At 64.7% G+C, this 21466-nt stretch carries 19 protein-coding genes and 1 tRNA gene; 5 read left to right on the top strand and 15 right to left on the bottom strand.

The window, feature by feature from the left end; genetic code table 11:
• The 4 genes from HLH35_RS07110 to HLH35_RS07125 all read right to left on the bottom strand — a co-directional run.
• The coding region (locus tag HLH35_RS07110) for a 1-deoxy-D-xylulose-5-phosphate synthase N-terminal domain-containing protein (protein ID WP_275944219.1) at nucleotides 1-297 on the bottom strand (297 nt) is incomplete at its 3' end.
• 5 nt (nucleotides 298-302) lie between these two features.
• Entirely contained in the window at nucleotides 303-1238 is a 936-nt protein-coding gene (locus HLH35_RS07115) for a polyprenyl synthetase family protein (protein WP_182978504.1), read from the bottom strand.
• 7 nt (nucleotides 1239-1245) lie between these two features.
• Complete coding sequence (locus tag HLH35_RS07120) at nucleotides 1246-1476, bottom strand: exodeoxyribonuclease VII small subunit (RefSeq protein ID WP_114728417.1); 231 nt, start codon at nucleotides 1474-1476, stop codon at nucleotides 1246-1248.
• 141 nt (nucleotides 1477-1617) lie between these two features.
• Nucleotides 1618-1863: a sulfurtransferase TusA family protein gene (locus tag HLH35_RS07125; protein ID WP_182964460.1), complete on the bottom strand. Its 246-nt coding sequence runs from the start codon at nucleotides 1861-1863 to the stop codon at nucleotides 1618-1620.
• A gap of 125 nt (nucleotides 1864-1988) precedes the next feature.
• Between HLH35_RS07125 and HLH35_RS07130 the strand changes: the two genes are divergently transcribed.
• Nucleotides 1989-2903, top strand: coding sequence for an ROK family protein (locus HLH35_RS07130; protein WP_182978685.1), 915 nt, complete (start codon nucleotides 1989-1991; stop codon nucleotides 2901-2903).
• 206 nt (nucleotides 2904-3109) lie between these two features.
• Here HLH35_RS07130 and HLH35_RS07135 read toward each other — a convergent pair whose 3' ends face one another.
• Both HLH35_RS07135 and HLH35_RS07140 read right to left on the bottom strand, forming a co-directional pair.
• The gene (locus tag HLH35_RS07135) at nucleotides 3110-3901 is read right to left on the bottom strand and encodes an RlmE family RNA methyltransferase (RefSeq protein ID WP_182978505.1); all 792 of its coding nucleotides are present in this window, start codon (nucleotides 3899-3901) and stop codon (nucleotides 3110-3112) included.
• On the bottom strand, nucleotides 3898-5031 hold the full coding sequence (locus HLH35_RS07140) for a Ppx/GppA phosphatase family protein (RefSeq protein WP_182978506.1): 1134 nt from the start codon (nucleotides 5029-5031) through the stop codon (nucleotides 3898-3900). Before HLH35_RS07140 ends, HLH35_RS07135 begins: the two co-directional genes overlap by 4 nt.
• 168 nt (nucleotides 5032-5199) lie before the next feature.
• Between HLH35_RS07140 and HLH35_RS07145 the strand changes: the two genes are divergently transcribed.
• A tRNA-Gln gene (locus HLH35_RS07145) sits at nucleotides 5200-5273 on the top strand.
• Nucleotides 5274-5788: 515 nt separating this feature from the next.
• Here the strand turns inward: HLH35_RS07145 and HLH35_RS07150 are convergent.
• From HLH35_RS07150 to HLH35_RS07160, 3 genes are all read right to left on the bottom strand, one after another.
• Nucleotides 5789-7294: a YifB family Mg chelatase-like AAA ATPase gene (locus HLH35_RS07150; RefSeq protein ID WP_182978507.1), complete on the bottom strand. Its 1506-nt coding sequence runs from the start codon at nucleotides 7292-7294 to the stop codon at nucleotides 5789-5791.
• A gap of 170 nt (nucleotides 7295-7464) precedes the next feature.
• The gene (gene sthA, locus HLH35_RS07155) at nucleotides 7465-8967 is read right to left on the bottom strand and encodes a Si-specific NAD(P)(+) transhydrogenase (RefSeq protein WP_182978508.1); all 1503 of its coding nucleotides are present in this window, start codon (nucleotides 8965-8967) and stop codon (nucleotides 7465-7467) included.
• A gap of 178 nt (nucleotides 8968-9145) precedes the next feature.
• Nucleotides 9146-9991 (bottom strand): aldo/keto reductase, encoded by an 846-nt coding sequence (locus HLH35_RS07160; protein ID WP_182978509.1) that lies wholly within the window; start codon nucleotides 9989-9991, stop codon nucleotides 9146-9148.
• Between the two features lie 144 nt (nucleotides 9992-10135).
• Between HLH35_RS07160 and HLH35_RS07165 the strand changes: the two genes are divergently transcribed.
• On the top strand, nucleotides 10136-11392 hold the full coding sequence (locus HLH35_RS07165) for a cation:proton antiporter (protein WP_182978510.1): 1257 nt from the start codon (nucleotides 10136-10138) through the stop codon (nucleotides 11390-11392).
• Here HLH35_RS07165 and HLH35_RS07170 read toward each other — a convergent pair whose 3' ends face one another.
• From HLH35_RS07170 to HLH35_RS07195, 6 genes are read right to left on the bottom strand one after another with little or no spacing between them, the layout of a single operon-like run.
• Nucleotides 11393-12082: a response regulator gene (locus HLH35_RS07170; protein ID WP_182978511.1), complete on the bottom strand. Its 690-nt coding sequence runs from the start codon at nucleotides 12080-12082 to the stop codon at nucleotides 11393-11395.
• Nucleotides 12079-14766 (bottom strand): sensor histidine kinase, encoded by a 2688-nt coding sequence (locus HLH35_RS07175; RefSeq protein WP_182978512.1) that lies wholly within the window; start codon nucleotides 14764-14766, stop codon nucleotides 12079-12081. Before HLH35_RS07175 ends, HLH35_RS07170 begins: the two co-directional genes overlap by 4 nt.
• Before the next feature lie 2 nt (nucleotides 14767-14768).
• Nucleotides 14769-15383, bottom strand: coding sequence for a potassium-transporting ATPase subunit KdpC (gene kdpC, locus HLH35_RS07180; protein WP_182978513.1), 615 nt, complete (start codon nucleotides 15381-15383; stop codon nucleotides 14769-14771).
• A gap of 13 nt (nucleotides 15384-15396) precedes the next feature.
• The gene (kdpB, locus tag HLH35_RS07185; protein ID WP_182978514.1) at nucleotides 15397-17472 is read right to left on the bottom strand and encodes a potassium-transporting ATPase subunit KdpB; all 2076 of its coding nucleotides are present in this window, start codon (nucleotides 17470-17472) and stop codon (nucleotides 15397-15399) included.
• A 17-nt stretch (nucleotides 17473-17489) separates the two neighbouring features.
• On the bottom strand, nucleotides 17490-19196 hold the full coding sequence (gene kdpA / locus HLH35_RS07190) for a potassium-transporting ATPase subunit KdpA (protein WP_182978515.1): 1707 nt from the start codon (nucleotides 19194-19196) through the stop codon (nucleotides 17490-17492).
• Nucleotides 19197-19200: 4 nt separating this feature from the next.
• The gene (locus HLH35_RS07195) at nucleotides 19201-19290 is read right to left on the bottom strand and encodes a potassium-transporting ATPase subunit F (protein ID WP_182964472.1); all 90 of its coding nucleotides are present in this window, start codon (nucleotides 19288-19290) and stop codon (nucleotides 19201-19203) included.
• Between the two features lie 405 nt (nucleotides 19291-19695).
• Here HLH35_RS07195 and HLH35_RS07200 point away from each other — a divergent pair, with 405 nt between their 5' ends.
• The gene (locus HLH35_RS07200) at nucleotides 19696-20874 is read left to right on the top strand and encodes an outer membrane beta-barrel protein (protein ID WP_246384940.1); all 1179 of its coding nucleotides are present in this window, start codon (nucleotides 19696-19698) and stop codon (nucleotides 20872-20874) included.
• 88 nt (nucleotides 20875-20962) lie between these two features.
• Entirely contained in the window at nucleotides 20963-21439 is a 477-nt protein-coding gene (locus HLH35_RS07205; protein ID WP_182978517.1) for a phosphate-starvation-inducible PsiE family protein, read from the top strand.
• The last annotated feature ends 27 nt before the right edge of the window (nucleotides 21440-21466 follow it).

Consider the following 21466-nt stretch of genomic DNA (forward strand, 5'->3'; position numbering starts at 1 on the left):
GATCTTGTGCGGGTAGGCCTGGTGGCCGACATCCCAGATGATCCGGTCGTCGGGGGTGTCGAACACCGCGTGCAGCGCCACCGTCAGTTCCACCACGCCCAGCGAGGCGCCCAGATGGCCGCCGGTGGTCGACACCGCGTCCACCGTCTCGGCCCGCAATTCCTCGGCCAGTTGGCGGAGCTGGTCCACCGATAGGTTGCGCAGGTCGCGCGGGGCGCTCACCCGGTCCAGCAGCGGAAAGCGGCCCATCGTCGGAATCGCGTCCGGGATCTCGGTGCCGGTCTTGTCTTCGGCCATGGTCTTCAGCTCCTGCGATCGACGACGTAACGGATCAGGTCCCGCAGCCGGTCGGCTTCGGGTCCGAAGATATCAAGATGGGCTTCCGCCTGTTCGGCCACACGCCGCGCCTCGCGCGCCGCACCATCGACCCCCAGAAGGGCGACATAGGTCGATTTGCCCGCCGCCTGGTCCTTGCCGGCGGTCTTGCCCAGTTCCTCGGCGCTGGCCGTGGCATCCAGCACGTCGTCGGCGATCTGGAAGGCGGCGCCCAGGTCGCGCCCGTAGGCGGCGATGCGGGCACGAACCGTCAGGTCCGCCTGCCCGAGAATCGCCCCGGCCTCGGCCGCGTAGCGGATCAGGCAGCCGGTCTTGAGCGCGTGCAGGCGCTCGACTTCCGGCAGGGACAGCGAACGGCCTTCGCCTTCCATGTCGATCATCTGGCCGCCCACCATGCCGGCAGCGCCGGATGCGGCGGCCAGGGCGGCCACCAGGCGGATGCGAATGGTCGCATCGGGGTGGGTCGCCTCGTCGGCCAGGATCTCGAACGCCATCGTCTGCAGCGCGTCGCCGGCCAGGATGGCGGTCGCTTCGTCGAACTTGCGGTGCGTCGAGGGCTGGCCACGGCGCAGATCGTCGTCATCCATCGCCGGCAGGTCGTCATGCACCAGCGAATAGGCATGCAACATCTCGACCGAGGCCGCGACGCGATAGGACCGGGCGTCGTCCACGTCGAACAGGCTGGCGACTTCGGCCGTCAGGTAGCCGCGCAGGCGCTTGCCGCCACCCAGCGTGGCGTAACGCATGGCGTCGATAACACGGCCCTCGGCGCCCGGTACGGGGGGCAGCAGGCGGTCGATCGCGGCTTCGACGGCCGTGGCCCGTGTCGACAGGGAAGACCGCAGCAGGCTGGCGCGGTCCGCGGTCTGCCCTGTCCGGGCGGTCGCTGTTGTGTGGCTCATCGGTACGTCAATCCATCGATTTCGTCTCCAGCGCGCCATCGGCACGCTGGATGATCGCCTGAACGCGGGCATCGGCCTCGTTCAGCTTGCTCTCGCAGTGTCGTCTCAGGGCCGCCCCACGCTCGTATGATGCGATGGCATCCTGAAGGCGAAGCTGTCCGCCTTCGAGCTTGCGCACGATGTCCTCGAGCTGCGCGAGGGCATCCTCGAAGGAAAGCTGGGACAGATCTTCCGTCATGGGTGCGGTTCTTCCATCATGAGGCGCAGGAATTACTCCCAGGTGGCCGCTTCTGCCAAGGGCATAGGGCGGATAGGGGGATTTTGTGTCACCTGTGGCATTTAGGGCACGTCTTTGGAACGAACAGGCAAGTATCGCGTCCTAACTGGCTGCCGGCGCTTCGGGCCGGCGTCGAATCACGAAGGAGAGCACGCCGCCATCCTCGCCGAAGGCGATCAGGGCATGACCCGTTTCCCGGCAGAATGCCTGGAAATCCGCAACGCTGGCCCGGTCGGTCGCGATCACGCGCAACCGGTCGCCCGGCTGCATGCCACGCAGTGCCCGGTTGGCCTTGAGAACGGGCAGGGGGCAGCTCAGCCCTTTGACGTCGAGCAGCGTCTCGCTCATGGCAGCGGGCTCCGGAAGCGGCAGCGGATCGCGAACCCTCTGCCTCGGGGTGACTTTACGGCACGGAAGGTCGCACCATAGAAGAAATGGTGACCATGGAAAATATCACGGCTGACGGGATGGATATGACCGGCTATCGGATCGGAATCGATTTTGGCGGAACGAAGATCGAAATCGCGGCGCTGGCCCGCGCGGACGGCAGGGAGCTGGTCCGGCGACGCATCGCCAATCCAGGACATTATGCCGGCGCGGTCACGGCCATCCGCGACCTCGTCGCCGGGATGGATGCCGAACTGGGCGGCACGGGCACTGTCGGGATCGGCATCCCGGGCTCGATCAGTCCCGAAAGCGGCCTGATCAAGAACGCGAACGCGACCTGGCTGAACAACCAGCCCTTCGGGCGCGACCTGACCGAATCCGTCGGCCGCGAGGTCCGGGTCGAAAACGATGCCAATTGCTTTGCCCTGTCCGAGGCCGTGGACGGTGCCGGCGCCGGTCGCCGCGTCGTGCTGGGCGTGATTCTCGGCACGGGAATGGGCGGCGGACTGGTCGTGGACGGCAAGCTGCTGACCGGCGCGCACCATATCGCTGGCGAGTGGGGGCATATTCCGCTGCCCTGGCCGCGAATCACGGAAATGCCGTTCCCAAAATGTTTCTGCGGCAATGAGGGCTGCCTGGAACGATTCCTGAGCGGACCGTCCCTGGCACAGGACTGGAAGGGGCCGGGCCATCGCGACACCGCGGGAATCGAGGCAGCGGCCGAGGAAGGGGACATCGCCGCCATCGGCGCGCTGGACCGCTATGTGGACCGCCTGGCGCGGGCCTGCGCCATGGCGATCAACTTCCTGGACCCGGATGTCATCGTGCTGGGCGGCGGCGTGTCCAACCTGCTGTCGATCTACGCCCGGGTGCCCCTGCTGATGCCGCGCTACGTCATCACACCGCAGTGCAATACGCCCGTCATCCGCAACCGGCACGGCGACAGTTCCGGCGTGCGCGGCGCCGCCTGGCTGTGGTCGGCGGACGAAGCCGCATCGTAATCGGCGCAACGCATCTCAGAGGCGGCAGAGCGGCCGTGAAGGCCGCCTGCCGAAACACAGCAAACGCGCACTGGTGAGCGAGAGCGGCCCGAAGGGCCGCGCCGTCGTGTGTTTCCGAACATCGGAGCGGAGCGGCCTTATGGGCGGAGAGCCCCGAGGCCGGAAACGCGCGTCGGATCGCTACCAGCGCGTTTACCGACCCAAACTCAGTCTTCGGACTGGGTTGGGAGAACCCGTTCGGGGCGGAACCCGGTCGCGACCACATACAGCTCGCTCGATTCCTTGCGGCTGGCCGGCGGCTTGGCATGGCGCACGGTCGCAAAGGCGTGCTTCATCGGTTCCAGCATCTGCTTCTCCGACCCGCCCTGAAAGACCTTGGCAACGAATGTGCCGCCAGGTGCCAGCACCTTCAGCGCGAAATCCAGGGCCAGTTCCGCCAGGCCGAGGATGCGCAGATGGTCGGTCGGCGCGTGCCCGGTCGTATTCGGGGCCATGTCCGACAAAACCAGATCGGCCGGGCCGCCCAGCAGCTCCGTCAACTTGCCCGGCAGGTCTGGGTCGTTGAAATCGCCTTCGAGAATCGTCGCGCCGGCCACGGGATCGACCGGCAGCAGGTCGACGCCGACGACATTGCTCGCACCGCGCTTGACGGCAACTTGCGTCCATCCGCCCGGGGCGGCACCCAGATCGACCACCCGCATGCCGGGGCGGATCAGGTGAAAGCGGTCATCCAGTTCGATCAGCTTGAAGGCCGCGCGCGACCGCCAGCCCTGCTTGCGGGCGGCCTGCACATAGGGATCGTTCAGTTGCCGGTTGAGCCAGCGCTGCTGGGCCGTCGTCCGGCCACGGGCGGTGCGCAGGGAGACAGCCTGGCTCCGGGTGGAGCGCGCCGCGCCCGAATCCGCCGCCGCGTTGCCGCCGCCGGGGTTGGAACTGCTGCTGAGGGCCTTGCCGGGAACCCGCGACTTGCCGTTGCCGGACGGGGGACGCCGCTTCATGGAAGCGATGCACCCATCGCGGGCGGGCGGGACGATGCAAAGGGCAGGGGGCCTGGTGACGGCGGCAGGGCCATACTGGTCGAATCGTTGATCATGCGCAGCAGCATACCATCACGCAGGCCGCGATCGGCCACCATGATTTCCGGCACCGGCCATACGCGGTGGATCGCCTCGAAGATCGCGCAGCCCGGCATGACGTACTGGGCCCGATCCGGACCGACGCACGGGTGTTGGCTCAATCCGGCCGGCCCCATGGCGGCCAGGGTGCGAATCGCCTCCAGAGCCGGTCCGGCCTCCAGAATCGTACCGTCCACCGCCGTCCTGCTGTAGCGGGTGAGCGACAAGGCAATGCTGGCCAGGGTCGTGACGGTGCCGCTGGTGCCGATCAGGCTGACATTGTCGCGGCTGATCTCGCGGCGGATGCAATGCACGGCCTCGAACGCACGCAGCTGGTTGGCGATCTGCTCGACCATCCGCTGGTAGCCCTGTTCGCTGAACGCGCTCTCGCCGAACTGCTCCGCCTGGGTGATCACACCCGCCGGCAGGCTGAGATAGCCGCTGAGATCCTGGCGGCGCGTATGGCGGTCGGTGCGAACCCAGGCGATTTCGGTCGAACCGCCGCCGATATCGAACAGCAGCGCGCGGGTGCGGGTGGGGGATACCCGGTCGTCGTGCAGCAGCGCCGAACAGCTTTCCATCGCCAGCTCGGCTTCCTCGCGCGACGAGATGACGGTGATGTCCAGCCCGGTCTCGCGCCGCGCACGCTCGATGAACGCGGCGCCGTTGCCCGCACGGCGGCAGGCCTCGGTCGCGACGGCGCGATAGCGGTACAGACGGCGGCGCTCCATGCGCATGGCGCAGACCCGCAATGCCTCGATGGTGCGGTCCATCGCATGCGGGCTGAGTTCCCCCGTCCGTTGCAGGCCTTCGCCCAGGCGAACGATGCGGTTGAAGCTGTCGACGACGCGAAAGCCGTCGGCGTGGGGGGCGGCGATCATCAGCCGGCAATTGTTCGTGCCAAGGTCGATCGCCCCGAACATGCCCAGCATGCTGCGATTTGCCCTGAATCCCGAAGCACGGGGGAGTCGCCTTGCCTCCTGGCCATCGCGCCAGGACATCGTATTGTCCATCGGACGGTCCCTTCGCCACACCGTATGTAGCATATAGTGTGTGCTGACCCGCACGCAGGGCAAGACAAATATGTCAGATTGCAAAAACAGCACGGAAAGGTGCTTGTCAGGTCGTACGGCCGATGCTATCAGCCCCTCACCGCACGGCACTAAGCCCGGTCACCCGGTTGGGGGATAGTTTAGCGGTAGAACTACCGGCTCTGACCCGGTCAGCCCTGGTTCGAATCCAGGTCCCCCAGCCAATATTTCCCTTTAAATCGCCAGATAAACTACGCCGCTCGATCAGGAATCCCACGCACGGATTTCATTGAGACCGAGCAGACGTTCCTGCTGCCAGGCCTGGTCTTGTATCGGGTCTCGTCGTTCGCCGTTCAGGGGACGGAATTCGGGGCTTACGGCCTACCATCGCGGCGGCGCGCAACCTTGCTCCAGATCGGCCGGGAAGCTGTCGGATACCGCGTCCGCGCAGGAGCATTCCAGGACTGGTTTCGGCGCTTCAGGTTTGGAACTGAAAGATTGGTCATCGGATCATATGATTGGCCTGCACAATGCGCCGTCTGGGGGCCTGATCATCCAATCGAGATTTCCAGGCTCCGATAAAACTGACCGCGTCCAATCTAAAGTAAAAATCAAAGTAATTGTATAATAAGAAAGCCGCTTAATATATATTATGCCAATTAATACTTATAAAAACGAGAGTTTTCCAGTGGATATGAGTAATAAAAAGGAAGTATTTGTACATAATTACTGACTATCCTTACGACCGCCGATCGGGGCGGCGCAGCCGGTAGGTCAGCGCTTCAGCGACATGGGGCTGGGTCGTTTCCGTTTCCGCCGCCAGGTCGGCGATCGTGCGCGCCACGCGCAGCAATCGCGTGAAACCGCGCGCCGACAGGCGCAACCGGTCGGCGGCACGCACCGCATAATCGCGGGCGGTCGTGCTGATAGGGAACAGGTCGGGCGAGGCCTCGACATTGGTCAGCCCGTCCTGGCGGGCGGCCTGGATCGCGCGCGCGGCCGCAACGCGCTGCGCCACCACGGCGCTGCTTTCACCCGTCGGCAGGCCCGCCAGTTCGGCGGGCGAAACCGGTTCGACATGCACGGTCATGTCCATCCGGTCCAGCATGGGCCCGGAGATGCGGGCCGTATAATCCTCGCCGCAACGCGGCGCCTTGCGGCATTCCTGCGTGGCATCTCCCAGATAGCCGCAACGGCACGGATTCATGGCTGCGACCAGCTGAAACCGGGCAGGGTAGGTGACGTGACCCGACGCCCGGGCCACTGTGATGGTCCCGGTTTCGATCGGCTGGCGTAGCGCCTCCAGCGCCGGGCGGGAAAATTCTGGCAGTTCGTCGAGGAACAGCACCCCGCGATGGGCCAGGCTGACTTCGCCAGGCTTGATTCGGCTGCCGCCACCCACCAGCGCAACCTGGCTGGTCGAATGATGCGGATCGCGAAAAGGCGGCCGGAAGATGGGCAACCCCATGGGGAGCTGGCCGGAAATGCTGTGAATCCGGCTGATCTCCAGAATCTCCGCACTCGTCAGGTCAGGCAACAGCGAGGGGAGGCGCGCCGCCAGCATCGATTTGCCGGCACCGGGCGGCCCGGTCATCAACAGCGAATGCGCACCGGCGGCCGCGATTTCCAACGCCCGTCGCGCCGTTTCCATGCCGCGCACATCCGTCAGGTCCGGCCCGCTTGCCAGGTCGAACGGCAAGCGAGCCGGCAGTTCGACCGACGGCAGGACCTGTTCGCCGGTCAGATGGTTCACCAGCGCCAGCAGGCAGTCCGCCGCAACGATGTCCAGACCTTCGCCAGCCCAGCGCGCCTCAGCCCCTTGCTGCGCACCGCAGATCAGGCCGCGCGACTGGTCCACCGCGCTCAGGGCCGCGGGCAATACGCCCGGGACCGGATTGATCCGGCCATCGAGCGACAATTCGCCGATCGCCCCATAGCGTCCGCTTTCCTCGGGCGGGACGACCGCCATCGCCGTCAGCAGGGCCAGCGCGATCGGCAGGTCGAAATGTGATCCTTCCTTGACGATATTCGCGGGTGCGAGATTGACCACGATCCGCTTGGCCGGCAGCGCCAGGCCCATGGCCGCCAGCGCCGCACGCACACGCTCGCGCGCCTCGGCCACAGCCTTGTCGGCCAGGCCGACGATCAGGAAGGATGGCAGGCCCGACGCAAGCTGCACTTCGACCCGCACGGGAATGGCGTCGATGCCCGACAGGGCGAAGCCCAGCACGGAAGAAATGGTCATGCGGCTCCAATCGCCGGAAAATCCTCTATGACGATGTTGTAGCGCAGAAAGCCGCCCGCGAAACCCCATGGCCGCGCCGACCGTGGCACGGATATGAGTTGGCATAATATATATTATACGACTTTCGGCAGTCAGCGCCGGATGGGAACGCTGCGCCGCAAGCCCACGCTTCAGGAAGCCTTCTTCCGCGTTCCATGCCCGTTCGGTCGGCGTGTTGCGCGTCGAGGTGCTGATTCTGGTGGTGAAACCGCTGGTGATATCCCTTCAACGGGATCGCGTGGCGTGATCCGGTTCCACACATCCAGCGCTGCGATCTTGTACGCCTCAGCAAAGGTCGGGTAATTGAAGGTCGCTTCGATGAAATATTCGACGCTGCCGGCAAAATTCAGGACCGCCTGACCGATATGGATCAGTTCGGTCGCCCCTTCCCCCACAATATGCACGCCCAGAAGCCGGTGCCCCTCCAGCGCGACGACGAGCTTCAGGAATCCCTCCGTCTTGCCCATGATGACGCCGCGCGAGGTCTCGCGGAACCGGGCGATACCGGTCTCGTAAGGGATCTTCCGCGCCCGGGTTTCCTCCTCCGACAGGCCGACGGTGGAGATTTCGGGCACCGCATAGATGCCGTAGGGAAAGAATTTCGGCGCGGGCGGCACAGGCTGGCCGCAAGCATGGCAGGCGGCGATGCGTCCCTGTTCCATCGAGGTGGAGGCCAGTGCGGGAAAGCCGATAACGTCTCCGGCGGCGTAAATGTTCGGAATTTCGGTCTGGAACGTGATCGGATCAACCGTCAGGCGCCCGCGCGCGTCGGACGTCAGTCCGGCGGCCTCCAGGTTCAGGGCATCCGTGGCGCCCTGTCGGCCGCCTGTATAAAGCAGCAGATCCGCACGCACGCGCCGCCCGCCCTCCAGGATGGCCACGGGCTGCTCCGCTTCGATCACGATCGATTCCACCGTGCTGCCAAGGCGGAAATTGACACCGCGATCGCGCAGTTGATGCACGAATTCCTCTACGGTCTCATGGTCGATGAATTCCAGCACATGCTCGCGCTGGTCCACGATCGTCACGCGCACACCCAGCGCGCTGAAGATCGTTGCATATTCAATGCCGATGACGCCCCCGCCGATCACGGTCAGCGAACGTGGCAGGCATGTCAGGCGCGTCATGCCGTCGCTATCGATGATATGGGCATCATCGAAAGGCACATAGGCAGGCCGATGCGGCACCGAGCCCACGGCAATGACGATGGCACGCCCCCGCACCCACTGCTCCGTGCCCTCTTCCCCGCTGATCGACAGCGTGTGGCGATCGAGAAAGCGTGCCACCCCGTGGACCACAACGATGTCGTTGCGGGCGAACTGGTGCTCCAGCACCTCCACCTCTCCCTGGATGGTCTTGATCAGCCGCGTACTCAGATCCTGCGCGTCGATGGATTTCTTTACGCAGTAATTGTGCCCGTAGATACCGCGCTCCCGCCAGCCGGTCAGGTTCAGGATCGTCTCGCGCAACGTCTTGGACGGGATGGTCCCGGTATGAACCGACACCCCGCCCACCTGGTCTTGCCGTTCGATCACCAGCACGGAGCGCCCGAATTTCGACGCCTGGACCGCTGCCCGCCGCCCCGACGGGCCGGAACCGATGACGATCAGATCGTAATCATACGCGATTGTCATGACGCTCGGCCCCAAACGTACCCGCCACAGGGCACCTGACATGGGCATGACGCCGGCATCGCCTGCCAGGTTGCCTTGTCATTCATCATGTGACGGCAAGCTCCACCCGCTGGCCGCCGGGCAAGCCCCCCCCCCGAAACAGTCGGCCCTGCCCCGTATCGGTGCCGCTATCGGATACTCAGAACTCCTCGTAACGGGCGGGGTCCTGATCGAAGGTCCGGCCGTCGGGCCGTGCGAGCGTCGCGATGTCCGCCATGTCTTCCGGGCTCAGTTCGAAATCGAACACCGAGAGATTTTCAATCTGCCGTACCGGGCTGGCCGCCTTGGGCAACGATACGGCACCGAGCTGGACATGCCAGCGTAGGATCACCTGTGCCGCCGTCCGCCCGACCCTGCCGGCGATTTTCTGGATGACAGGGTCCTGCATCAGGTGATTGGCGCGGCCAAGCGGGCTCCAGGCTTCGGTCACGATGCCCAGCGACCGGTCGAATGTCAGTTGCTCATGCTGCGGGAAATAGGGGTGCAGCTCGACCTGGTTGATGACCGGGATCACGCCGCTGTCCCCGATGATCCGCTTCAGATGCTCCGGCAGGAAGTTGCAGACGCCGATCGAGCGCACCAGCCCGCGTTTCCGCGCCTCGACCAGCGCGCTCCAGGCTTCGGAATACAGGTCCTTGCTGGGGTTCGGCCAATGGATCAGGTAAAGGTCATAGTAATCGAGCTGCGCCCGGTAGAGCGATTCTTCGACCGTCGCGATGGCCTCGTCGAAACGGTGGTGGCGGCCCGGCAGTTTCGAGGTGACGACCAGTTCATGGCGCGGCACGCCGGCCTTGCGGATCGCGGCGCCGACCGCGCCTTCATTTTCGTAATTGAAGGCGGAATCCAGCAGCCGGTACCCATTGCGGATGGCCGAGACGATCCCTTCGACGCCGGATGAGCCGTTCAGCATGTAGGTCCCGAAGCCGATGACCGGAATGGCGCCACCATCGTTCAATTTCAGCTCGGGAACAGCGATCTTGCTCATTCGGAAACTCCTTGCGCGTATTAGTTCACCAGGTGGGCGGCATTCAGCCTTTCCATTCCCAACGAGGGAGCGGAAGGGCTGTTCCCCCCCCGCAGGGCCGCTGAACAGCTTGACAGGCGCACGATCACCCGGAAGGCATGATCCATGAACGCCCTCGGCCTTTTTGCCCTCCTTGCGACGCTGTCCACGCTGTTCGGCATTGTCAACCATCGGACGCTGCGCCTGCCGATGACGATCGGGGTGCTGGTGATCTCGCTGGCCGTGTCGCTGGCGATCATGGCGCTGGACCCGTTGATCCCGTCCCATGATCTGCACCTGATCCCCCGTTCGTTGCTGGGGGCGATCGACCTGCCCAGGACATTGCTGGACGGCGCACTGTCGTTGCTGCTGTTTGCCGGAGCGATGCAGGTCGATCTGAACCATATGTTCTCGCGCATCGCGTCCGTCGCTGCCCTGGCGGTGCTGGGCACTGTCTTCGCGGTCGGGCTGCTGGCCGTGTCCGCCTGGTGTGTCTTCCCGCTGTTCGGGCCGCCGGTGCCGTTCGTGTGGTGCGTGGTGCTGGGTGCGATCCTGGCGCCGACCGACCCGGTATCGGTCGTGGGCATGCTGCGGCGGCTGGGGCTGCCGGCGCCGCTACAGGCAATCTTCGCCGGGGAAAGCCTGTTCAACGACGGCGTCGGGGTGGTGATCTTTGGTGTCATGATCGGGCTGGCGACCGGCGACACCGCTTCCCTGTCGGCAGCCGATATCGCGACCCGCTTCCTGCTTCAGGCCGTCGGCGGCGGCCTGCTGGGTGCGCTGACGGGCTGGATCGCGCTGCGCCTGGTCCGGGGCGTCGATGATGCGCATATCGACCTTCTGGCCACGCTTGCCCTGGCCTCGGGCACATTCGCGCTGGCCGACCACCTGCACCTGTCCGGGCCGATCGCCGTGGTCGTGGCCGGCATGAGCCTGGGCACGCGCTACGGCCACGCTGCGATACAGGACCATTCGCGCACCGAGCTTCTGGCATTCTGGTCCATGGTCGACGAGATGCTGAACGTCCTGCTCTTCCTGCTGATCGGTTTCGAAATCCTCGAGGTCACGCCACACCTTTCCTCTCTTCTGGCGACGCTGGCCATCATTCCGCTGTCGATTGCCGCGCGCGGACTCAGCGTGCTGGGCGCGACGCTGCCGGTCTATCTCCGCAACCGCGATCGCTGGCGGGCACTGGTCGTTCTGACATGGGGCGGCTTGCGGGGCGGGATTTCGGTCTCGCTGGCGCTCGGCCTGCCGGCCGGGGCGTTGCGCGACACGCTGCTGCCCGTCTGTTACGGGGTCGTGGTGTTCACCATCCTCGTCCAGGGACTGACGATGGAACGTGTGGTCGGACGCCTGTTCCGCCGCGGCGGAACAGGATGATCACGGATCAGTGACGACCAGACGATAGCCGATCCCGGTTTCCGTCACGATATGGGCCGGCCGTTCGGGATCGGCTTCCAGCTTCTGTCTGATCTGGCGGATATAGACCCGCAATTGCTGCACGTCGCCGCCCGCCCCCCAGAGCTGGCCGAGGATATGCCGGTGGGTCAGCACGCGGCCGGCATGCTGCACCAGCAGTCGCATGATGTCCCATTCGCGCGGCGACAGCCTGATTTCCTGCCCATCGCGGAATATATGCCGCCGCACAAGATCGACGCTCAGATCGCCTGAGACGAAGATCGGCGCTGTCCCCTCCTTTTGTAAGCCGTGACGCAGCGCCGTACGCAGCCGGGCGACCAGTTCGGCCATGCTGAATGGCTTGGTGACATAATCGTCCGCTCCGAGTTCCAGCGCGGCCACTTTGCCGCGTTCGTCCCCGCGCACCGACAGCACGACGATCGGCAGGCTCGACCCGCCGCCGCGCAGGCGGCGGATGACCTCCATCCCGTCCATGTCCGGCAGGCCGAGATCCAGCAGCATGATGTCCGCCCTGCCCTCGCGCGCCTGTTCCAATCCCGACGCGCCGGTTTCGGCCTCCATGGTCCGCCAGGATTGTGCGCCCAGACTGGTCCGCAGCAGGCGCCGGATCGCGGGCTCGTCATCCACGATCAGCACGCATGGGTCGCTCATGGGGCTTTTTCCTCCGACAGGGGGAAAGATATCATGAATTCGGCGCCGCTCCGACCGTGACGGTTGCCGGCCCCGATCATGCCCCCCATCGCCTCGATGAAGCCGCGCGCGATCGCCAGCCCCAGCCCGGTTCCCGGCCGCGACCGGTCGGCGGCGTGCAGGCGGGCGAATTTACTGAAGACCCGGTCGGGGTCCTGTACGGGCAGTCCGGGCCCCTCGTCGCGCAAGCGTACATGCAGGCGACCATTCACGCGGGCGACGTCGATCTCGATCCGTGTGCCCGGCGGTGTGTATTTCGCAGCATTGTCCAGCAGGTTGAACAGGGCCTGTTCCAGAAGAACATCGTCCAGCGGCAGCAATGGCAGATCCCGATCGATCTGAAGCGTGACCGTATGCCGGACGAGCATCCGTGCCGCACGCGCCAGCGCGCTGCCCACGACCTCGCCGACATCGACCTGCTCTCTTCGTGGCGCCAGCCCCCCGGCTTCCAGCCGCGTCATATCCAGCAGGTTAGCCACAAAGCGATTCAGGCGTTCCGCCTCGTCGCGGATGGTGGCGATCAGATCGTGGCGGTCTTCGGCCGACAGCAATGCGTCATAGCTGTCAAGGCTGGATGCTGCCCCCAGGATCGAGGCCAGCGGCGTGCGCAGATCATGCGAGATCGAGGTCAGCAGGGCGCCACGCAGCTTCTCGGTTTCGGCATGCAGGCGGGCGCGGTCCAGATCCTCGGCCAGTGTGATGCGCTCGATCGCCACAGCTGCCTGATCGCCCAGTGCATCGAGCAGTCTCTGCTGTTCGGGGTCCAGCAGCGGGCCGGACCGGTCGGCATCCAGGCCGATCACCGCGACGGGCCCGTGCCCGGTACGCAGCGGTACGAACAGCCGGCGCGCGCCGGGAAGATTATCGGAATCCCGCCCCGCCGTGCGATCGTGGCGCCAAGCCCAGGTCGCCGCCGCCAGATCAGACGGACCCAACGCCTCGCCCGGTATGTAGGACGCTGTGACATGCAGCGCGTCGCCACCTGGCAGCAGGATGACCGCGTTCATATCCAGCATCGTCGCAATCTGGTGGCAGGTGGTCCACAGCAGCTCGTCCATCGTGACGATACCGGCCAGCTTGCGGCTGAACTGGTACAGCGCTTCGGTGATTTCGGCCCGATGGCGGGCGACGACGGCCTGGCTGCGCACGCGCGCGCCCAGATGGCTGGCGATGACCGACGTGGCGAAGAAGAAGACCAGGGCAACGACATTATCCGGTGCCACGATGGTGAACGTATAGAGCGGCGGCAGGAAGAAGAAATTGAAGCACAGCATCGCCAGGACGGAAGCCCAGAGAGAGGGCCATAACCCGTTCGCCACCGCCACCCAGAGGATGCCCGTCAGGAACACCAGCGAGACATTGTTCACCGCCAGCCCCTGCCGCAGCGCCATCGCCACCCCCAGGGCCATGGCGATGATGCCGGAACCGGACAGGAATGGCCCGATACTGCGCTTTACCCTCGGGGGGGCCGCGCCCGGTTCGGCCTCATCGTCCGATGCGGCGCGCACCACATGGATCGGGATCTGTCCGTCCGACTGGATCAACTGACCGGTCGTCGAACGCCATGCCCAGGGAAAGACCCAGTCGAGCCACGGAAGAGGCGTGGGGCGTCCGGCAATGATCTGCGTGACATTATGCGTCCGTGCATAGGCCAGGGCATCAGCCGCCACATCCTGTCCAGGAATCGTGACGGTTTCAGCCCCCATCGACTGTGCCAGATGCATGCGCGCGGCCATGCCGGCGCGGGCGTCGTTACCGATATCGCGGTTGGTTTCGACATGCAGCACGATCCATGGAGCATGGAAACGATCGGCCAGCCGCTTGGCGTAGCGCAGCAGGCTGGCGTCACGGTCCTGCAGCGTCAGGCAAACCATGATGCGTTCGCCGGCCGCCCAAGGCCCGGCGATCGCATTGGCCTTCATATGGTCGACCAGCTGGGCATCGACCTGCTGGGCAGTCTGGCGCAAGGCCAGTTCGCGCAACGCCGTCAGGTTTCCCGGCGAGAAATAATGCAGCATCGCCCGCCCGGCGGTCTGCGGGGCATAGATCTTGCCGTCGCGCATACGTTGCAACAGGTCGGTGGGAGTCAGGTCGATCAGTTCGATCTCGTCCGCGCGGTTCAGCACTGTGTCGGGCACGGTCTCGCGCACCCGGACATGGGTGATGCTGGCGATGACGTCATTCAGGCTTTCCAGATGCTGGATATTGACCGTGCTGAGAACGTCGATCCCCGCCTCCAGCAATTCCTCGACATCCATCCAGCGTTTGGGGTGGCGCGATCCCGGCACGTTTGTATGCGCCAGTTCGTCAACCAGGACGATCCGTGGATGGCGCGCCAGGATCGCGTCCAGGTCCATTTCCCATAATGTTTGGCCACGATAAGGCACCGCGCGGCGGGGAACGCTTTCCAGCCCTTCAAGCAGAGCGGCGGTTTCCGGACGGTCGTGTGTTTCCACCAGCCCCACCACGACATCGCTTCCGTCGCGCGCCATCTGGTGCGCAACGGTCAGCATCTCGAACGTCTTGCCCACCCCCGGTGCCGCGCCGAGGAATATCTTCAGATGACCGCGCTGCCGCGTCCCGGTCAGTTTTTCCGTCTGCCGCAGCAGGGCGTCCGGATCGGGGCGGTCAGTCCGGTCATCCATATCTACTGTACCGCATCGAGGGCGAGGTTGAGCGCCAGCACGTTGACATGGGGCTCACCCAGCCAGCCCATCATCGGTTGCCGGATCATCTGCACCACCAGGCCACGCACGCGCATCTCGGGCAGATGGCGGGCCAGGGCCACACGACGCACCTGAAAGAACGCGGCCTCGGGCGAGATGTCGGGGTCCAGCCCGCTGGCCGATGTCGTCACGAGGTCGGCCGGGATCTTCCACCCCTCGCGGATCGCATCGGGATTGTCGGCCCCGATCGCCACCGCGCCGGCGCTGACCCGCGCGACAAGGGCCCGGGAGGTCGGCCCGAGATTGGAGCCCACGGACGCCGCTGCGTTATAGGGCGTCGGCACCGATTTCGATGGATCGGCCGGGTCAACGCCGCTGGTCGCCGAGGGGCGTGGATGGAAATAGCGGTCGGACGTGAAGTTCTGGCCGATCAGGGCCGAGCCGACCGGATGGCCGTCGCGGATGATGATGCTGCCCTGAGCCTGATGCGAAAACACCAGATTGGCGACCGCCGTCAGGCCAAGCGGATAGGCCAGCCCGGTCAGGACCGACAGAAGAGCGAACAGGACCAGTGCGGGACGGATATGACGTATCATGGTCATGTTATCCTCATACAAGACCAAAGCTGGCGACCAGCATGTCGATCAGCTTGATGCCGACGAAGGGGGCAACCAGCCCACCCAGGCCGTAGACGAGAAGATTGCGCCGCAGCAGCGCCTCGGCGCCCACAGGCCGGTAATGCACGCCCCGCAGCGCCAGGGGAATCAGCGCGACGATGATCAGCGCGTTGAAGATGATCGCAGACAGGATCGCGCTTTGCGGCGTGACCAGATGCATGATGTTGAGCGCCCCCAACTGCGGATAGAAGCCGATGAACATCGCCGGGATGATCGCGAAATATTTCGCGACATCATTGGCGATGGAGAAAGTCGTCAGCGCGCCCCGGGTCATCAGCAACTGCTTGCCGATCCCCACGATCTCGATCAGCTTGGTCGGGTCGCTGTCCAGATCGACCATGTTTCCTGCCTCGCGCGCCGCCATGGTGCCGGTATTCATCGCCACGCCCACATCGGCCTGGGCCAGGGCGGGCGCGTCGTTCGTGCCGTCGCCGCACATCGCCACCAGCTTGCCGTCTGCCTGTTCCTTGCGGATCAGCGCCAGCTTCGCCTCGGGTGTCGCCTGGGCCAGGAAATCGTCTACCCCGCTTTCCGCCGCGATCGCCGCCGCCGTCAGCGGGTTGTCGCCGGTGATCATCACGGTGCGGATCCCCATCCGGCGCAGTTCGGCGAAGCGCTCTCGGATGCCGCCCTTCACCACGTCCTTCAGATGCACCACGCCCAGCAGGCGCCCGCCATCGACCACGGCCAGCGGGGTACCGCCGCCACGGGCGACAGTTTCGGCGATGTCGCGCAGCGCACGTTCGGCTGGTCCCGGCGGCACGGTGGCCAGCACGCTGTCCACCGCGCCCTTGCGGATCTGGCGGGTCCCGATGTTGACGCCGCTCATACGCGTCTGGGCGGTGAAAGGCACGAAATGCGCGTCCAGCGCATGCATCTCCCGACCGCGAATGTCGAAGCGCTCCTTGGCCAGCACGACGATCGACCGGCCTTCCGGCGTCTCGTCCGCCAGCGAGGCAAGTTGCGCGGTATCGGCCAGCTCCCGCGCCATGATCCCTGGCACCGGTATGAAATCGGCCGCCTGGCGATCGCCGATGGTGATCGTCCCGGTCTTGTCCAGCAGCAGCGTATCGACATCACCCGCCGCCTCTACCGCACGTCCTGACATGGCCAGCACGTTGAAACGGATCAACCGGTCCATGCCCGCAATGCCGATCGCGGACAGAAGGCCGCCGATGGTCGTGGGAATAAGCGTCACAAACAGCGCAACCAGGATCAGCACGCTGATATGCCCACCCGCGTAGGCGGCGAAGCTGGGGATGGTCGCGACCGCGAAGATGAAGATCAGCGTCATGCCCGCCAGCAGGATCGTCAGCGCGATCTCGTTCGGTGTCTTCTGCCGCTGCGCCCCTTCGACCAGCGCAATCATCCGGTCCAGGAACGTCGATCCCTGGGCGGCGGTGATCCGCACGATGATCCAGTCGGACAGCACGCGGGTACCTCCGGTCACCGCCGAACGATCGCCGCCACTCTCGCGGATCACGGGCGCGGATTCGCCCGTGATCGCAGATTCGTCGACCGAGGCGATGCCGTCGATCACCTCTCCGTCGCTCGGGACGAAATCGCTGGCTTCCACCAGTACGACATCACCGGGTTGCAGTTCCGGCGCCGGAATCTGCTGGTACAGGCCCAGCCGCGTATAGGCGCCCATGTCATTGGCCAGGAGCCGCCTGGCCCGTGTTTCGGTGCGGGTACGGCGCAGGCTGTCGGCCTGCGCCTTGCCGCGCCCTTCGGCAATGGCTTCGGCGAAATTGGCGAACAGCAGCGTGAACCACAGCCACAGATTGATCTGGATCGCGAAGCCGGGCTGCGGGGCATGGGTCAGCAGGTCGCGTACCAGCAGGATCGTGGTCAGGATCGTCACGATCTCGACCACGAACATCACGGGATTGCGCCACATGATTCGGGGATCGAGTTTGCGAAAGCTCTCGACGATTGCAGGCAGGATCAGGTCAGCCCGCCTCAGGCTGCCCTGCTGCGCCGACGAATGGGAGGAATGGGTGTTCATCGCAGGAAATCCACCAGTCACGAGAAGATGCCGCGCAGCATCGAGAGATGTTCGACGATCGGGCCCAGCGCCAGCGCCGGCAGGAAGGTCAGGCCGCCGACAATCAGGATCACGCCGGTGACCAGCCCGATGAACAGGCCGCCATCGGTGGGAAACGTGCCCGATGTCGTGGGAACGTTCTTCTTGACCGCCATGGCGCCGGCAATCGCAAGGACGGGCACGATCACGAAGAACCGGCCGATCATCATCCCGATGCCCAGCGTGACATTCCAGAACGGGTTGGCCGTCAGGCCCGAAAAGGCGCTGCCATTGTTGGCGGCGGCGGAAGTATAGGCGTAGAGCGCCTCCGAAAATCCATGCGGTCCGGCAGCCGACAGAGCCGAAGTGCCGGGACCCACCACCACCGCCAGGGCGGTAAAGCCGAGCATGACCAACGGCAGGCACAGCACGGCCAGCATCGTCATCTTCAACTCGCGCGCCTCGATCTTCTTGCCGAGATATTCGGGCGTCCGCCCCACCATCAGGCCGGCCATGAACACGGCGATGATCGCGAACAGGATAAAGCCGTAGAGCCCGGACCCCACACCGCCGAAGATGATTTCGCCCAGCATCATGTTGACCAGAGGCACCATCCCGCCCAGCGGCAGGAAGCTTTCATGCATCGCGTTCACCGCGCCGCATGACGCATCCGTGGTCACGGCGGCGAACAGCGCGGAACCCACGATACCGAAACGGACCTCCTTGCCTTCCATATTGCCCTGGATCGGATCGACCCCCAGCGCGGCAAAGGCCGGATTGGCATGGGACTCAGACCAGTAGAGAATGCCGGCCCCCACCATGAACAGGACCGACATCGCCGCGAAGATCGCCCAGCCCTGCCGTTCGTTGCCCACCATGCGGCCGAACATATTGGTCAGCCCGGCACCGAGCGCGAAGATGCAGACCATCTGCACGAAATTGGTCAGCGCATCGGGGTTCTCGAACGGATGGGCGGAATTAGTGTTGAAGAACCCGCCCCCGTTGGTGCCCAGCATCTTGATCGCTTCCTGCGATGCCACGGGCCCCAGGGCGATAGTCTGGTGCGCGCCTTCCAGCGTTGTCGCGTCGACCACGCCCGACAGGCTCTGCGGCACGCCCTGCCAGACGAAGAACAGAGCCAGCACGACGCAGGCAGGCAACAGGACATAGAGCGTAAGCCGCGTCAGATCGGCCCAGAAATTGCCGATTGTCCCTGCCTCGCGACGGGTAAAGCCGCGAATGACAGCCGCCGCGACGGCGATGCCGGCGGCGGCCGAGACGAAATTCTGTACCGTCAGCGCCAGCATCTGGCTGAGATGACTCATCGTCGTCTCGCCCGCATAGCTCTGCCAGTTGGTGTTGGTCAGAAAGCTGATGGCGGTGTTGTAGGCCAGGTCCGGCGCTACCGCCGCCTGTCCAGCCGGATTCAGGGGCAGGTGCGCCTGTAGCCGCAGGATCAGATAGACCGCGACGAAGCACACAAGCTTGAAGGCCAGGACCGCAAGGGCATACTGGCTCCAGGATTGTTCCTCGTCCGGGTTGACGCCGGACAGGCGATAGAACGCGCGCTCCAGCGGCCCGAGGATACGGCTGGGCAGCGTGCGCTCGCCCGCCAGCACTCGTGTCAGCACGCCACCGACCGGTCGTGCCAGCACGACGATCGTCAGGAAAAAGACCAAGATGGTGGTCCAGCCGGTCACGGACATGGCATCAGAACCTTTCCGGACGGACGAGAACCGCGGTGACGTAGGCCAGAAGTCCGACCGTCACCATGGCTCCCAGAATGAGATCGAGGTTCATTGCCTTCAGATCCTCGCACACGCCGCCACGAAGCCGATGCATGCGGCGAACCCGGCCAGGCCCAGGGTGAAATAGAAAAAATCGAGCATGGGACATCTCCCTTGGAAACAGCGGGATTATCCATCCGATCGTCATAGGGATGAGAGAGGGGGATCGGCGCGATCCCATAGGAAACTCATAGGAATTCGGCCAAATCGCCCCCGCGTCGCGCTTCATGGCCTTGCAACTGCCTGATCGGCCGGCCTAGCTCTGCACTGCACCGGCCGGCTGCCGCCCGCTCAACCGGGCGAAGAGACGCACCCCCGTTCATTCGAGAACAGGACAATGATGAAATCCATTCATGCCGCTCTCCGTCGCCCTGCGACGCGGGACAGGCTGCTGCCGGCCCTGACAGGCATCGTATTTATGATCGGCCATCTGACCGACGCGCACGCCGGGACAATCCAGGACTGGTGGAGCGACGTGACGCTGCACGGACAAATCGAGGGTGGCATCAACGCCAATCCCGCCCGGCCGGCAAACGGCAATAATTTTGGTGAATTCATCGGCGATCATGCCAATCAGGCACAACTCGATCAAATCACCATGGCCGTGGCGCGCGCCGTGGACCAGAGCGCGCCCACCTGTCAGATCGGCTTCAAGATCAAGGCCCTGTATGGTGCCGATGCCCGATATTACGAAATCGTCGGCATCACTGACCGGATGATGAGCGGGCGATACCAGTTCATACCCGCCGAGGCCCATCTGGACATGCATCTGCCCTGGCTGACGCGGCACGGGCTGGACATGCAGGCCGGCATCCTGGGCTCGCCGATGGGGGTGGAAACGCTGGACCCCGCCACCCGCCCTTTCTACACGCTGGCCTACACCACCCAGTATTCGACGCCCTTCGAACATGTCGGGGCGATGTTCCAGTGGCATGCCACCGGCCGGTTCGATGTGCTGTTCGGGGTCGATACCGGCAACCAGGTCTCGTTCGGCCGAGCCGACAACAACGCCGCCGCCGCCGGCTATTTCGGTCTTTCGGGCACCGGCGTCGCAGACGGGCGCCTGTCCTTCATCTATCTGGGCCGCGTGGGGCCGGAAAATGCCGTGCGCGCGCTGGGGAACCATGCCAACAGCGCGCAACGGTTCTGGAACGACCTGGACGCAACCTACAAGATCAGCGACCGCCTGTCGGTGACCGGCGAATTCAACGCCCTGCATGACGAGGGCATACGTGCCGATACCTACAGTTTCGTCAGCTTCCTGAGCTATCAGGTCACGCCGTCGCTCACGTTCAATTATCGTGGCGAGATCTATCGCGATAATACCGGGCTGGTCGTGACCAGTTTCCTGGGCAACGATGCCTATATGCGCGCGACGCTCGGCAAGTCGGCGGACACGCAATCCGCCCCGCCGACGACCTATGGCGCGCTGACGCTGGGCCTGACCTGGCACCCTTCACTCGGTCATGGGGTCAGCCTGTTCGAGATCCGTCCGGAAATCCGCTTCGACCGCTCGCTGAGCGGTACGACCCCGTTCAACGATCTGCGCAACGCCGGCATGTTCACGTTCGGCGGGGATGCGGTGTTGGGCTTCTGACACATCACGGAAATTTGCTATATAGGCGCAATTAAAGTCAGGTCGGTCGCGGTTCCGTCTTCGTGGCCGCGCGGCGAAGGGAGTATTCATGATCGAGCGCATACCGGGTTTCATCAGGGTCGGCACGCTTTTCGACCTTTTCGAGGAAATCGCGATGCTGGTCCTGACCCTCTGCATCGCGGCGGTCGCCTGCGTCGGCCTGCTGCATGTGGTGGTCGCCGTCATCCATCTGCTGCTCACCACCGGGTTGCAGCCCACCGACCCGTCCGTCCTTCAGGGCATTTTCGGCCTGTTCTTTACCGTCCTGATCGCGCTGGAATTCAAGCACTCCATTCTGGTCCTGCCGGAGGCACAGTCGCACAGCCTGGTCCGTATGCGGTCGGTACTGTTGATCGGCATGATGGCGACCGTCCGCAAATTCATCGTTCTCGACCTCAGTGGCGTGAACGTCATGGAAATGCTGGCGCTGTCGGCGGCCGTACTGGCCCTGGGGGGCGTCTACTGGCTGGTACGTTCTAAATCCGTCACACCGAACGAAGTGGAACCGCAGTTACACGAGCCCTGAGCCACGACATGTTGGGGGGAGAAGGAA

This window comes from Gluconacetobacter asukensis (assembly GCF_014174375.1).
Taxonomy (GTDB): domain Bacteria; phylum Pseudomonadota; class Alphaproteobacteria; order Acetobacterales; family Acetobacteraceae; genus Gluconacetobacter; species Gluconacetobacter asukensis.